Raw genomic sequence first — 15,867 nt, forward strand, 5'->3', positions numbered from 1 at the left:
ATGTCTCAGACCGCGGATTCCCGCAGCTTTCCGACCGTGCCGATCTACGGCATTCCTTTTTCCAAAATGAATATGGCCGAAACGGTCGCGTATCTCGTTCGCGCGGTGGAGTCGAGGCGCACTCACCGTGTCGTCACCGGCAATCCGGAGATGGTCATGAAGTCGCTTCAGAATCCGGTCTTCCGCCAGGCGCTCGCGACCGCCGAGCTCGTCGTGCCCGATGGCACGGGCGTCGTCTGGGCGGCCCGCCGGGCGGGGCAGCCGGTCGCCGAGCGCGTAGCGGGGTACGATCTGCTGCATGAGCTGATGCGCGAGGGCGAACTCAGGCGTTGGAGCGTCTATCTGCTCGGCGCCTCGCAAGAAGTCGTGGATGCGGCGCATGCCAGGCTGGCCGGCCTCTACCCCGGCATTCGATTCGCAGGCATCCGCAACGGGTATTTTACCGACAGAGACGACGATGCCGTCGTGGCGGCCATCCGCGAAGCGAAGCCGGACCTGCTGTTCGTCGCCAGGTCGATGGACAATCAGGAGCCGTGGCTCGCCAAGCATCAGGCCGCGCTCGGCGTACCCGTCATGATGGGCGTCGGCGGCAGCTTCGACGTGCTGGCGGGCAAGACCAGGCGGGCGCCCGCGATATTCATCCGTCTGCGGCTGGAGTGGTTCTACCGGCTGCTGCGCGAGCCGACGCGCATCAGGCGAATGATGGTACTTCCCAAGTTCGCGCTTAAGGTCGCAAGAGACGGAGATAACCTTTTGCAAACAAAATGAAAACTCATGAAAACCGGCTGCCTTGCAGCAAAACGGCCGAATATGACGGAATTCGGCAGAATTGTTGGCTTGTTCATTCCCGTGCCGGGGCGTATAATTCATTCCGGTACATAAGCTAAAGGAGATGTCAAAATGCCGACAGGCTGGATGATTGGAATCGGGATCACCGGATTCGTGCTATCGCTCGTGCTCGCGCTCGTGCTTACGCCGCTCGTCAAGAAGTTCGCTTTTCTCATCGGCGCGGTCGACAAGCCGAATCATCGCAAAGTGCATACGCGTATCATGCCCCGGCTCGGAGGACTGTCATTCTACGCTTCGTTTACGGCTATCATTCTTCTGCTGCTCCCCCTTATTCCCGATCATTGGTTCAGCTCTCACGATAAACGACTCATCGGCGCCCTGCTGACCGGCGGTACGCTGATCGTGCTGCTCGGCGCGCTGGACGACAGGTTCCAGCTGTCCGCCAAGGTGAAGCTGCTCGTGCAGATCGCCGCAGCCTGCGTCGTCGTCTTCGGATTCGATATCCGAATGGACTTCGTCAACATTCCATTCGGCGCCGACGGGCAGGCGCTGACGGCCTGGATCAGCATCCCGCTCACGATCTTCTGGATCGTCGGCGTGACCAACGCGATTAATCTGATCGACGGGCTCGACGGTCTGGCGGCCGGCGTATCCGGCATCGCGATCAGCTCGATTCTCGTCATGTCCGCCTTGATGGGCCAAGGGACGGTCGTTATCTTGTGCGCCGTGCTGCTGGGCGGCATCATCGGTTTTCTGTTCTTCAACTTCCACCCGGCCAAGATATTCATGGGCGACTCGGGTGCGCTCTTCCTCGGCTTCGCGCTGGCGATGCTGTCCATGCTCGGGTTCAAGCAGATTACGGTCGTCTCCTTCGTGACGCCGCTCCTGCTGATCGGCGTGCCGCTGTCCGACACGTTTTTTGCAATCATTCGCCGACGCGTGCAGGGCAAGCCGATTTTCGAGCCGGACAAAGGGCATCTGCATCACTGCCTGCAGCAGCTCGGCTTCAGCCATCGCAAGACCGTGCTCATCATCTATGGCGTCGCCGCCTTTTTCGGCGCCTGCGCCGTGCTTCAATCGGTCTTCTCCAATTCGGGCGTCGGCAACTGGCTGACCTTTGTCGTCATGTGCGTGCTGCTCGTGCTGCTGCAGATCGGCGCCGAGCTGATCGGCATCGTGGACAAGACGCGCCGGCCGATCCTGAACTTCCTCGCGCGCATGCGAGTGAAGGAGACTGCAGGCACGCGTTCCAAGTAACCTCGAATTTACGACTCTGCCTCTCGGGTAGGGTCTTTTTTTTGCGCCTTCCTTTATTTCCCTGCATTCTCAACTGGGTACGGAGTCTTATTATGGACAAAATGCCTAAACATTTTTGTGCGCGCGGCCGATAACAACATTACGATAACTGTCCACTGAGGCGAGCCGGGTGGTGTGCTTCCTTTATACCGTTTGTCCGACGTTTTCATACACAACGATTTGCAAGGAGGACTTTTCCTTTGAAACTTCTGAACAACCGATTAACTGCCTGGATGCTGACATTGGCGCTTATCGCGACGCTCCTGCCATTCTCGCCGGCGACTCCCGCGAGTGCGGAGGCCTCGGCTTATTTCCAATTCGACGACTACAGTACGATCGTCGATTCGCCCACCGACGTCAACGGCAACATTATCGACATCGCAGGTACGTTCAACAGCGTGGCGCAGTCGAGCCTTGGCTACAAGATCGAGAAGCTGGTCAAGACCGGCTCGGGCACCGAAACAACCTACAAAGTAGCGGAATCCTCCATCGGCTCCAATATTCCGGTCATTACGGGTTCGAACAGCTTCCGCTTCACCGCGGTCGAGATCTATGACGGCCTGAACCGGATTACGGTGTCCGGGACGAACACCCAAGGGAACATCGTCAATGGCACGGCATACGTGAACTTCACCAATGTACCGGTCATCTCCGAGGTCAAGCTGATCGACGGAACGACGCTGCCCGAAGGCAAGTCCATCGTGACGGTGAATCCGACCGCGACCATCTCTCTCAAGGCGCCCAACGCAAGCAAGGTCACCGTGAACGGCACCGAGATGTTCGGCGGCTCCGGTTCGAGTTATGTGCTGTCGGGCATTGCGCTGAACCACGGCTTGAACAATCTGACGATCGTCGCCAGCAATGGCAGCAAGACCTATCAGCTGACACGCCAGCTGATTTATTACAACGGCGCGCTGACAGCATACAATGTGATGCTGGGCACGCTGCAGCTTGACGGCAAGCCGACGATCAGTGCGGCTATCTCTGGCAAGGCACTGAGCGGCAGATTGATTTTACCGACCGCCGATCCCGTGACGGCATCGTCCCCGGCTCCTATGTTTACGTTCCAGCTGTTCAAGACGGCCGAGGTGTCCACGGGCACACCGATCACTTCGAAGACCGCGAGCGGGACGTATATCGAATCGACCAACGAATACGCCGTTTACAGCTTTATCACGGGGGGGGATTTTTCCCTCACAGACAACGGAAATTATACGTTCAAGATTATCGGGCCCAACGGTTCGGCTGTTGAGCTGGTGTCGTTCAGCTACCTGAAGAACGGATCGCCGATCATCACGGGCGTGAAGCAGGCATATAGCGTGACGGAGGACACTAACAATAACACAATCGGTTATCAATCGATCGCCAACTTCTCCGACAGTGCTTCGATCTCGCAGTTGCCGATGTATATCGTCCTCGAAGCGAGCAACTTCGGCACGACGGGCAATGCCGATCTGAAGGTTGAACTCAACGGGGCTGACGTGACGGCGCAGGCCATATTCAACAAAGATTTCCGTACAACTGTTGGCGGTTACCCGGTCATTAAGCTCCAGTCGCTGCCGGCGGGCGATCTGAAGCTGACCTTCACGATTACAAGCGACGGCCTGTCCAACTCCATTGTCCGCAACGTCACTTATTATCCTGCGCCGGCCATTCAGATCGACAATCTGTACACTGGACAGACGTTCAGCTCGGATACCGAGTTCAAGGCTTCGAGCATCGTCGGGCGACTGCTTAACTTTACGAAAGCCGTCGACATCGCGACCGTCCAGGCGACTCTGAACGGTAAGACCGTAAAGCAAGGTCCAAACGCAGGCGATATTATAGTCGTGGCCTCCAGCGGCTCATTCTCGCTTGTACCGTCCGCGCTTACGCTGGTTGCAGGCGCCAATACCCTTACGTTTACGGGCTCTGCGGGCGGGATCCCGGTATCGACGAGCGTTACGATCTACCTGTTCTCCAAGGAAGCGCCGGCCATCACGAATATTCACCCGGTGCCCTATGTGCTGCCGCCTGCCAACGACAGCATCACGCTTCCGCAGCGCAAGTTTTCCGATGCCGCAGTCAAGTTCGCGGTGACGGACGACAACGAATACACCACGACGGAAAAGTCGCTGGACTTGCTGTTCAAGGTGATGGAGTTCGACTCGCTCGAGGTGCAGATTAACGGCAACAAGGTCGCGTCAGGCACGGCTGCTGCCGGCAAGGTAACATTAAAAGATGAGATTACGACCGACACAATCGTACCTTTCGTCGATATGTACGCGACGATGAAGCCGGTGATGGAGTATACGCTGGACCCGGGCAACAACGAGAAGGCGTTCCAGATTCGTCTGTCCGAGATCAAGCTGCCGACTTCCGGTTCGACCAACTTCACGATCATTTTGCGCAAGGGGACGAATACCGTATCGCAGACAGTGACGGTTATTCGGGATCTGTCTCCGTATCTGGTGCTCTCGCCCAAGCTGCCGAACGAAGCAGTTATTAATGCGAACTTCCTCAAGATCAGCATCAAGGCCGAAGGGGCCGACCAGGTGTTGATCGGCAAGACCGCGATGACCAAGGGCGAAGGCGATATTTTCCGCTATGAGATGCAGAATCTGAAGGCGGGCAAAAATTCGGTGAAGTTCACGGTCGTCACGGGCACGCAAAAGGTGAACGGTTCCTTCGACGTCACCTATGCAGCCGACGATTCGGTCACGGCGCAGTACAAGGCTTCGATCGCTTCGTCGGGCAAGATCAATATTTTCAAGAGCGAGCTTCAGCTATCGTTTCCGAAGAATACGTTCCTGCGGCAGGCCAATGCCAGTCCCGGTCAGGACGTGAAGACGGTCGATCTTTTCAATTCGCAGATGATCTACTTCGGGATCGCCGACCGCACGGACGGCAGAACGGTCAAGAAGTATAATCAGGTAGGAGAGACGGACGGTTCGGGCAATGCGCTGGACGGCACGATCAACACCGTGGCAGCCGATTCCTATGCAACGGATCGACTGCGGCCGAAGACCAACTTCAGCTATGCCTCCAATCTGTACTGGATCGACGCAGGCTACTTCGACGGCACGACGACGGCTGCGGGCGACTTCATGCTGGTGAACGCGATGCAGCCTTACCAGGCAGGCAATATGTTCTACGGCCGCGTATACGATCCGTCCAAATGGCTGGAGCCTTCGCAGCGCGGTACGATCACAATCAAGTACGACGCCGACATCTCCAACGCTTACGGGCAGAACCTCAGCATCTGGAGATATACGAGCAACGGCTGGGAAAATATCGGCGGTGTCGTCAACACTTCGAGCAAAACGGTAACGGCGCCGTTCGACGGCTTCGGTTACTACACCGTCATGGGGCTGCGTTACAGCTTCAGCGATATTATCGGCCACAAATATGCGAGGCTGTCGCTGGAGTCGATGTTCTCCCACGGCGTCATGAACAACAAGGATACGAACTCCTTCGGCGTGTACGAGAACATCACCCGGGGCGAATTCGCACAGATGCTCGTCAAGATGATGGGTATCCCGCTGCAATACGATCCGAAAAACATGACCTTCGACGATGTCCAGCCGTTCGATTATCCGAACCAGCCTTACTGGAATTACCGGTATGTCGAGACGGCGGTCAAGAAGGGGTACATTAGAGGCAAGTCTCCGCGTCTGTTCATGCCCAACGACAATCTGACGCGGGGAGAGGCGGCCGTCATGATCGCGCGGGCGCTCAATCTGGTGAAGAGCAATGCCGACGCGGCCAAGGATCTGGCGGCGCTGCAAAAGGTATTCACGGATGCATCCCAGGCAGACACCTATGCGGTCAGCTCGATTCTGGCGGTCAACAAGGCCGGCTTCATCGCCGGCATCGCCAACACGACGGCCGACAAGAAGGCGACCTACCGGTACGAGCCGGATTCCAACCTGACGCGGGCGGATGCCGCGGTCATCGCGGAGCGCGTCATGAAGAAGCTGAAGAAGCTGTAAGGGGAACGATCGGGAGCGGCCGCAGGCGCGGACGCTCCCGATGTGCGTTTCATAGAATTGTGCGATGGAGGAAAACTTTTGACAATGACGCCATGCTTTCCAATAGGCTATACTACAGAAGTCGCAAGTCATACATAGAAGGATGACGTCAGTAGGACGAGTATGATTGGAATGTCCTGCAATGCGTGTAAAAGTAGTCAGGGACAATCAAGAAAAAGTTTCAGGAAAAAAAGTGGATGCAAACGCAACTTTTCATGACGAACTGCGTCTAACATCATGTGGCTGGCGAGCGGGTCTTTAGAATCACGACACCCTAGCTTTTCCAAGAATTCTCTTTACGCTAGGTTTGCTCGCATGTATAATGGTCAAAGTGGCATACTTTACCCTGGCCATTTTCTGCTTGTTTACGAGTTTCTGCGACATGCTTCTACTTCAATAGACATGGCTGCAGACATCAATTATAGACAACGCTCAACTCCGGAGAGGGGGTGACACACCGATGAGAGAATCGAGCTACAATTCTTCCACACAAACATTACAGAGTCCTTTCCGAGGAGGAGAAAAAAAGGTTATGAAGAAAAGTTTGTCTCTTCTCATAGCACTCGCTATGGTATTCGGCATGTTTGCCTCTATGGCATCTGCCGCTACGACCGAACCTACTACTGCTGACAAGTATAAGTGGTTCGTCGATCAAGGTATTCTTAAGGGTACGAACGACGGCAATCCGCGTCTGAGCGACAACCTGACTCGTGCAGAGTTCGCTACGATCGCTACGGCTGTCGGCGGCCTGAAGCTGATCAGCTCTACTTCTTCTTTCTCTGACGTAAAAGTTAAAGACTGGTACTTCTCCGCTATTCAATCCGTATCCGACGCTGGTCTGGTTAACGGCATTGGCGGCGGCAAGTTCGGTCCTAAGCTGAACGTTACCGTAGAGCAAGTAATCAAGGTTGCTGCGCAAATGGCTAAGCTGACGCCTGTTGACGGCGCAGTGGTTGCTGGCGCATCCGACTGGGCTGGCCCGTACATCAAGGCTGCTACGGACGCTGGTCTGGCTGTTCCTTCGAACTACAAGTCCAACGCTACGCGTGCACAAACGATCGACCTGTCCTACGCTGTATATCAAGCTGGCCAAGTTCAACTGCTGTCCGACGTGAAGGCTGTTGTCAACCCTGACGACACGATCACGGTAACGGGCAAAGTTGACGGCAAGGTTGACGGCGTGAAGGTTGTTGTCGGCACGGCTGCTGAAGCTGCCGCTACCCTCAACGCTGACAAGACGTTCTCGTTCACTTCCGCTAAGCAATCTGCTGGCGCAGTTACCGTTAAGGTTAACGCTTATGCCGGCACGACGGTTGTGAAGTCCCAAGAAGTGTCGGTATCCATCGACAGCTTCAAGGTTGACTCCGTAACGGTTCTGAACGCACGTCAAGTCGCTGTCAAGTTCAACAAGGCCGTACAAGAAGGCACGTCGGCTGGCGGTCACAACTACGAAACGATTGACGCTACCAAGACGTACTTCCTGCTCGCGGGCAAAGCTGCCGATAAGGTATCGCTGAGCTCCGACAAGACGACGGTTACGCTGACTTATGGCGCTAATAAGATTGCACTGAACACGTATGCTCAGTTCGAAGTCAAGAACGGTCTGAAGGCTGCTTCCGGCAAGGCTCTTACCGGCTACAAGGAAGCTCTTTACCTGACCGATACGACGGCTCCGACGATCTCTTCCGTTGAGTATGTCGGCAAGAATGCGAAGCTGACGTTCAGCGAGCCTGTCCAGTCGCTGGGCACTATCTCCATCAACGGCTCTACGATTGGCACTAGCGGTTCTGTATACTACACGGCTGATTCCGCTGTGGTTGGTGGCGAGACGCAATACAACTCCGTCACGGTATACGGTCTGAGCCTGGGTACGAACAACAGCTTCTACCTGGTAGGCGGTATGGACTTCGCTAACCTCCGTTTCGACTACTCGACGACGCTGAATGTTCCGAGCGACACTGTTGCTCCGACGATCTCTTCCGTTACGGTTGAGGGCTCCACGATCAAGGTGAAGTTCAGCGAAAAGATCAGCACTGCCGGTTCGGTTTATGCTGATGGCAAGACTGCTGTAGCTGGTACCCCTGATGGCGACACGGCTAGCTACGACGTGTACAACTGGCTGAATGGCAACAAGTTCCTTACGCTGAGCGTCAAGATCAGCGGCTACGAGGATCTGCAAAACAACAAGGGTTCCGACTTCACGCAATCGGTAACGATCTCCGTTGACCAAGTGAAGCCGACGTTCTCCAGCATCATGAACGATGGCAACAAGGTTATCCTGAAGTTCAGCAAGGAGATCACTGAGGCACCTGATACCCTGGACGTGAAGTTTACTTCTCCGTCCTCGGTTGTTAAGAGCCTTGTCGCTACGCGCTCTGCATATGGTTACGACGCTGACAACAGCGGCGGCGATCTGTCCTCTGCCGAGAAGTCGTATGTCGTCTATACGCTTACGCAAACCGATGCAGGCACGTATGTGATCACGCTGAAGGATTTCAAGGATGGCGCTAAGCCGACCAAGAATACCATCGATTCGACAACTGCTACGCTGACCTATTCTTCCGGATCCGGTAGCGGTGTGCTGGTTGCTAAGATCATCACGAAGGAAGGCACGTACAACAAGAGCGGCGCACTGGTTGCAGGTTCTAAGGATGATCAACTGGGCAACGGTCAGATCAAGGTTGTATTCTCCAACGGCGGCAACATTGATGCTTCTGCACTGAGTGTTAGCCACTATCTGCTGAACGGCACTCCGTTGCCGGACGGTACGAACCTGTTCTTCCAAGAAGACCAAAAAACGGTTCTGATCACGCTGCCTGCCGGCACGATCACTGCTAGCGGCACTCGTGAGATCAAGGTTGTTGACGTTAAGGACGTAAACGGCAATACGCTGAATACGGGCAATGACGACAACTTCAAGGGCCTCTCGTTCCTGAACGAAAACGTTGCTCCGATTGCACAATCCGTCACTCTGACGAGCGACACGGTACTGCGCGTAGGCTTCAGCGAAACGTTGCTCGATCTGAACACTCTGTCTCCTGCCGTTGCTACGACTGGCGTTGAAGTGTACATCAATGATACGAAGTACACTGGCACTCTGGGCTTCTCGTATGCGAACGATGCACTGGTAATTACTGCAGCGGCTAGCAACGTCTTTAACGGCTCGCAAACGATCAAGGTTAAGTTCAACGGATCGAATGTGAAAGACCTTAAGGGCAACACGGTTGCTAACAGTGAGGTTACCAAGTAAGACCTGCAATGCAAAAGAGCAAGCCTCCGGGCTTGCTCTTTTTTTGCGGGAATTTTACATAATGAACAACTTTTTGAGGTTTGAAGTCGTATATAAAGTAACGTCAATATTAGAACATCTTCACATTCTATTCACGTTGTAACTTTATACTGATCTTAGAGTGCATATCAGGGAGGTTCAAGTTTATGGCAAGAAATGAAAGTAAAAAAAGAATCGCCATTACGATTGCTGCGGCAATAATTGCAGCAACGCCTGTCCTATCAACGGTTCCAGCTCGTGCAGCAGCCGCCACAGCGGCTGTCAAAGTCACTAGCGTATCCTCTGTAGTTAAGCCCATCTACTTGTCATCGAAGAGTTATATGAATCTGGTTGATATCGGTCTCCGTCCGACAGATGGCGGCCAGGTAGCTTCATTTACGGTAAGCATCTATAACGGAGATTCGAAGGAACTGGATTTGGGCAACTATTGGTATCGTCTCTATGGCGCTACAGGTAACGCAATTGCTTTAAAGGTGTCTAGCGCCGATGCCAAGGTGAGTAAGATTGCGCCCAATTCAAAGAAGTTTATCACGCTCTATGCAACAGTCGGGCAATCCGTGAAGCTGTCTGATCTGAAGTTCCGGCTCGTCAAGTTTGACTTCAGCAAATCTGGTTACGAGGTACCGGTTGGGACCTTTACTTTGCCTAAAAGCTACACTAATGAAGTTGTCCCCGGATCGTACAAGGTTTTGTATTTTAATAATACGCTCTTGAATTCAAAAATATATACCGCATCCATCGGCGCATCGGGCGATGACAATCTGGCTAACATTACATTTGTCTATAATAATGTTGGTAAAGCAGCTGTGACGTTAAGCAAATATAAGTATTACATTCAAACGGCTGAAGGCATTATATATGATTGTACGCCCTCAGTAACGGAGGATCTCGTCATCGCTCCGCTCAATCGCAAAGAGCTGACTTTGACAGCGGCGATCCCTTCCTCCTTGAAAACAAAGGGATGGAAGCTGCTCGTCACGAGAGATAGTGGAGGAGAAACGGCGCTTGAGCTTCCGGTAGGCGCCTACCAAATCAAATTCGGCAGTGCGACGACGACAACGACAAGTAACGAGTTCCAATACACCAATACAGAAGGAACCTATCAAATAAGCCAGCTGCGGACGCTGCGCCAGCCGTGGGACAGCCAGGATATATTGACTACGAAAATCCGGATTCAGAATAAAGGAACCGATGCGGCAACGATGCCTGCGATTTCCGGCTATTACTATTTAGATAACAAAGTAAAACTAGACTTTAAAACGATAGAGACGAACAATCAACTGGGATTAAGCGCGGGCGGCTACGTAGATGTAGACGTATATGCCAAGCTGCCTAGCGACTATAAATACAGCTCGGTTAAACTTGTATTGAACAATAAGGTCGACGACAAGACTACGACGAAGCTGGGCGAGTTGTCAGCGGCTCAGACAATTGTAATCCTACCTAGCTATAATGCAGATCAAAGCTATAAGATTACGCGCAGCGCCAATCAAGCCACTGCAGTTATCAATTCGGTTAATGTATACAAGGGTACAACGACTAAGCTGTTCACGACACAAGTCGCGCTGACCAACGATGAGTCGAGAACCGTCGATCCGATTAAGCTTACCGGTTTCTTCAAGAGTGATGACGGTGATATTTATCCGGCGACGAAGACACTGGCTGACGGTAAGATGAACCCGAAGAATAAGGCGCTGATGACCTTTAGCGCTACCGTCCCGCTGAATTACGATACAAGCAAGCTTAAGCTGATCATCGGTGAAGCCGTGACAGATACGAAGTACACGGAAGGAACAGCTGTGGCCGATGCCTATGTCAATGCAGCGCAGTTCACACTTCCCGCTGATCGTGGCGTCAATGCTTTGTACAAGGATGTACAGCTGGAGCCATATACCTTTACGATTAACAAAATTACGCCTCAGGTATTCGCTCAAGCCGAGGGACAAGAGATTCAGTTGGCGTTGACCTACGACTTGATTAAGGATGCCAGCTATAATGTCTTCTCGACGGACCGCAAGCTGCAGCTGACGGTAGAAGGCAAGGATCCTGATACCGGGACGGTATACACCTACTTTGCCAAGGAATTCACTCTTGAAGGAGAGAATGACGCGCTGAAGGTAGGAGAGGATCAGAAGATCACACTAAAGGCCAATTCCGAATACAACGGCATTAACAAAGCTTATATGTATACAGTGCGTTTGTATGAGACTGTACAAGGCGCCAAGAAACTTATTGCGGAGCGGCCGCTTGAATATTGGTACAGCGACTTGAAATGGAACGAATAGAGCGCTAATAGAACGCAACCAGAACTGCCGAAATCTCATATTTCGGCAGTTTTCTCTTTATTTACATGAAAAGTAGGCAGTGATATGCTGATGGCGTAGAAATGGTAAAGGCTGGTGGAAAGGGAAATGAAACGAAAAAGCAAAGCGAATCTTAAAATAAAAAAAGCTCATGTCCCAATAGCGATACGATTCGAGTTGATATGCATCGGGCTGGTACTGGTCATTGCTGCTTGCAACAACGGCTCTTTTGAAGGCTACGGCTTGCATGATCCGAGATCCTATAGATTCGAGAGTCCGATTTTGTACACTGGTGTGATAGCGGCGATTATACTCGGTGGGGCAGCGGTACATGTCTTAAACATTAAGTCGAGGCTCGAGATCAATCTTGTTGCAGGTACAAGCGCCTTGCTCCTTCCGTTGGCGTACCTCATCTCGCTCAATAATGCTGCTTCTCCTTATATGGCGGGATATGGCGTATTGGTGAGCGTGATGATGCTTGCCTTTTATTCAGCAGGCAGCCGGATCCAGCTCTTGCCCGACGTGCTTCGCCTCATTCCCGTCATCTATCTGGTCATCGGTTATCTGGTTGTCGTCTATGGCTACTTTAATTTATTAGGCAATGTATACTTGTTAGATTCCCTTTCTATGGTCGACGGGATTCGAATTGCTTCTATCTTTCAATACCCCAATGCATATGCGCTCTTTTTATTGACGCTATGGATCGCTATATTGCTCGAGTTGGATCGGGCGGTCGGACGGTTTTGGGTGCTGCTTCACGGCTGCATGCTCATTTTTGTCACGCTATCATTCTTGCTGACTTTGTCGCGCGGCGCAATTGTGATTTTACCTGTCATTGCGATTCTTGTGATGGCTCTGTTGAACCTGCGGCAGCAGCTCATGGCGATCTTATATACAGTGGTTGGCGTACTCCTATCCTTGACCATCTATAATCCGGTATCCGAGCGCGGGACAGCCGTTTATGAAGGTTATCAACGTGATATTGCGAATGGCGTCAACGTGCATACGGTGTCGGTGTTTGCCCAATCGAGTATAAAATATTGGGGGATGCTGATTGGTTTATCGTTAGCCGCAGCGGGCGTTATTTATTTGGTGCGTCTTAATATGGAACCGATAATCGCATCCTTTGCAGGTAAGCGTCGTTCGAATTGGGCAAACAGCGCCATTCCGGGCGCGTCCATTATCTTTTTTGCCCTAGGGGCTTTGATTGCTACCCATTCGTCTTGGCTGCCAACTGCGCTCGAAACTCGTATTGCCAATATTAATTTCCAGACGCACAGTGTATATGAACGGCTCACGATGTACAAGGATGCGCTTCATATTTGGAAGCTGCATCCGATATTCGGAGGGGGCGCAGGTGCCTGGGAAGCGTATTTTGAGCGCTATCAATCTTACCCATATATAAGCATGCAGCCGCACAGCTACTTCGTTCAACTGCTAGTGGAGACAGGAATCATTGGTCTGATCGCGATTGTTGCCTTCATTATTGCGATTATAGCAACCTATTATCGATCATACCGAAAATCACAGGAGGAACAGCGCTCGCTGCTGCGCTTCTACTTTATCGTACCTGTAGCTGTCCTACTCCATTCGACGATTGATTTCGGCATGAGCTATTTACTGTTTGGGTTCGTTGTTTTCTTTTGCCTGGGCGTATTGAGCCGGCCCGGGGATTCCTGGGTTGCGGCACGGTTATCGGACGGCGCATTGCGCATCGGGCGAATCATGCTTGCCGGCGGATTCAGTATTTTTGCCATAGCGCTTATGGTGGTGTCGATAAAGTGGTTATATGCTTCTGAGAAGTTCCACGCTTATACGCAAGCCGTAGCCGAAGAAAAATCGTATCCTGAAATGATGAGCCTCTTGGAGGGCAGCCTTAAGCATCATGCGGGACACCCGATCATGCTTAATCAAGCGGCAGCGTTGAACTATCAAATGTATAATCAGACACAGGAGTCCGCCTATCTCGATAAAGCTGAAGCTTGTGTGGATAGGATGCTTAATAGGGAGCCACACTCTCCGCCGGGCATGTACTTCAAGTATTTGCTCGCCAGAGCCAAAGGAGACGATGTGTCTGCGCTTGCAATCATACTGGACTGTATCACTTCCAATCCTTTTGAAGAGGATTACTATGAGCAAGCGATTGCGCTTCTGGTGCAGCAAAAGAAAAATGAACGACAGAACGGGAAACAAAATGAGCGTTCCAATCGTCAGATTATTGAACTGTATAATCGTATGATCGATCGCGTCGAGCGCATAGAGAAACTGCCGGATACAGTTATGCCGGCACGCATGATAGCCGCTCCTGTCACAGTACGCGCTGCTGCGGGGCAGGCGTATTACGAGCAAGCCGATTATGCCGAGGCAGAGAAGGTGCTGCAGCCGATCGTTGGAGGCGAGGCGGAGAATCTGGCAGATGAAAATATTCGCTATGCCGTCCGATATTATATTGCCGCCCTGCGTAAGCAGGGAAAGGACGACACAGCGCTATACGAAAATTTGATTCGAGCACATGCAGCAGAAAATCAAGAGATTGAAAAGTTAATGTAAGCCAAATGGAGGATTTCGATACAGTTATATTGTGGACAATGACTCATTGTGTCGGAAATTATGATAAAATAGGTATAACTATAGATATTCAATATGAACGTTGGTGATAGGTGTGCAATGGCAAAGCGGGCTCGAAGCCAAGGGGATCGCTCAGATGCATCTGAAAGCGATCGAGTCGACGGCCCAACAACGCATAAAGATGAAGAAGATCAAGCTGTATTTTCAAACGCTGTTCTATGCGTGCGAATATATCGGCTATATTCTGACCTTCTATCTGCTGATGGGCGTTCGTGTGCTTCCGGATTACCCCGCCGTGCAAACCTATAATCCTATACGCTGGACTACGGATCTTCCGGTATTTAACCATTACATGCTGCTGCTATTTCTCATTTTGTTGATCCGCGGGTTTATTCATGCTCAGAGCTATCTGTCGTCAGACAAGCGGGATCGCAGCCTGATGGAGGATTTATACATTGCCTTCAAGGCTACCGGGTACGCCTTTCTCATGTCGATCGGCGTCACTTTTTTGCTGAAAACGACCTTTATCTACTCCCGGGTTGCGCTAGTGGCATTTGTCGTACTGATGCTGGTCGAAGCTGTCTTCTGGAGAGGCTCCTACAAGCTGATCAATGCCATGCTCAACCGGCGTGGACACATCAAGGAGCGGATTCTGATCGTCGGTGCAGGCAAGGTCGGCAGCGATCTGCAATGGCAGTTGAGTCGAGAATTGGGCCACAAGGCTGAGATCGTCGGCTTCCTGGACGACTACAAGATCGGCGATGAAATTCTGGACAAGATCTCGGGGTTGGAAAAGGTGCTTCAGAACAGGCATGTCGATGTCGTCTACATTACGATTCCCTCCGAACGTTCGATTATCGAGTCTATCCTGCATACGATCTACAAGTATAATGTCGACATTCGCATTATTCCCGAGATGTTCGACCGCATGTCGACGGTATTTACCTTCCGGACGGATGCAGGCAAGCCTTATATGCAGATTGTGAAGACGCCGCTGCGCGGTATCAATGTACTGTTGAAGCGGTTTTTCGACCTGAGTATCAGCTTTTGTCTGCTGCTGTTGCTGTCGCCTTTGTTTCTTGCGCTAGGGTTATGGATTAAGCTCGATTCCAAGGGGGCAGTCTTCTTCAAGCAGACGAGGGTCGGCAAGAACGGTGTTCCATTCCAAATGATCAAGTTTCGTTCGATGCGGGCGGATGCCGAGGCGATGAAGGAAGCATTAGCGAAGATCAACGAAGCGGAGGGACCGGCCTTCAAGCTGCGTCAGGACCCTCGCGTGACGAGGTCCGGGCGATTCCTGCGCAAGTATTCGCTGGATGAGCTGCCGCAGCTATGGAACGTGTTCGCGGGCCGGATGAGCCTGATCGGACCCAGGCCGCCGCTCCCCGATGAAGTCGCCCAGTATACGAATTACCACTGGAGGCGAATGGATGTGCTCCCGGGCATGACAGGCTTGTGGCAGGTCAGCGGCCGGAGCGATCTGAATTTCGATGACTGGATCGATCTTGATATTCATTATATTGAGCGGTGGAGTCTGTCGCTGGAGATGAAGATCTTGTTAAAAACGATTCCCGTTGTCGTAAAAGGCACGGGAGCGTATTGAATAGGAGTG

The 15,867-nt window shown here is 52.3% G+C and carries 7 protein-coding genes; all 7 read left to right on the forward strand.

From position 1 onward, the window contains the following. The 7 genes from VQ071_RS07310 to VQ071_RS07340 all read left to right on the forward strand — a co-directional run bounded on the left by VQ071_RS07310 (position 1) and on the right by VQ071_RS07340 (position 15,858). Positions 1-768, forward strand: coding sequence for a WecB/TagA/CpsF family glycosyltransferase (locus VQ071_RS07310; RefSeq protein ID WP_340513245.1), 768 nt, complete (start codon positions 1-3; stop codon positions 766-768). 147 nt (positions 769-915) lie between these two features. Further along, positions 916-2,046, forward strand: a complete 1,131-nt coding sequence (locus VQ071_RS07315) for an MraY family glycosyltransferase (RefSeq protein WP_340513464.1) — start codon at positions 916-918, stop codon at positions 2,044-2,046. A gap of 239 nt (positions 2,047-2,285) precedes the next feature. Further along, a complete protein-coding gene (locus tag VQ071_RS07320; RefSeq protein ID WP_340513246.1) occupies positions 2,286-6,056 on the forward strand; it encodes an S-layer homology domain-containing protein in 3,771 nt (1,256 codons plus the stop codon). A gap of 571 nt (positions 6,057-6,627) precedes the next feature. After that, entirely contained in the window at positions 6,628-9,345 is a 2,718-nt protein-coding gene (locus VQ071_RS07325; RefSeq protein ID WP_340513247.1) for an S-layer homology domain-containing protein, read from the forward strand. Between the two features lie 185 nt (positions 9,346-9,530). Further along, a complete protein-coding gene (locus VQ071_RS07330; RefSeq protein WP_340513248.1) occupies positions 9,531-11,669 on the forward strand; it encodes a hypothetical protein in 2,139 nt (712 codons plus the stop codon). 126 nt (positions 11,670-11,795) lie between these two features. Continuing rightward, positions 11,796-14,237 (forward strand): O-antigen ligase family protein, encoded by a 2,442-nt coding sequence (locus tag VQ071_RS07335; protein ID WP_340513249.1) that lies wholly within the window; start codon positions 11,796-11,798, stop codon positions 14,235-14,237. Between the two features lie 154 nt (positions 14,238-14,391). Then, a complete protein-coding gene (locus VQ071_RS07340; RefSeq protein ID WP_340513250.1) occupies positions 14,392-15,858 on the forward strand; it encodes a sugar transferase in 1,467 nt (488 codons plus the stop codon). The last annotated feature ends 9 nt before the right edge of the window (positions 15,859-15,867 follow it).

The organism is Cohnella sp. 56, assembly GCF_037963805.1.
GTDB lineage: Bacteria > Bacillota > Bacilli > Paenibacillales > Paenibacillaceae > Cohnella.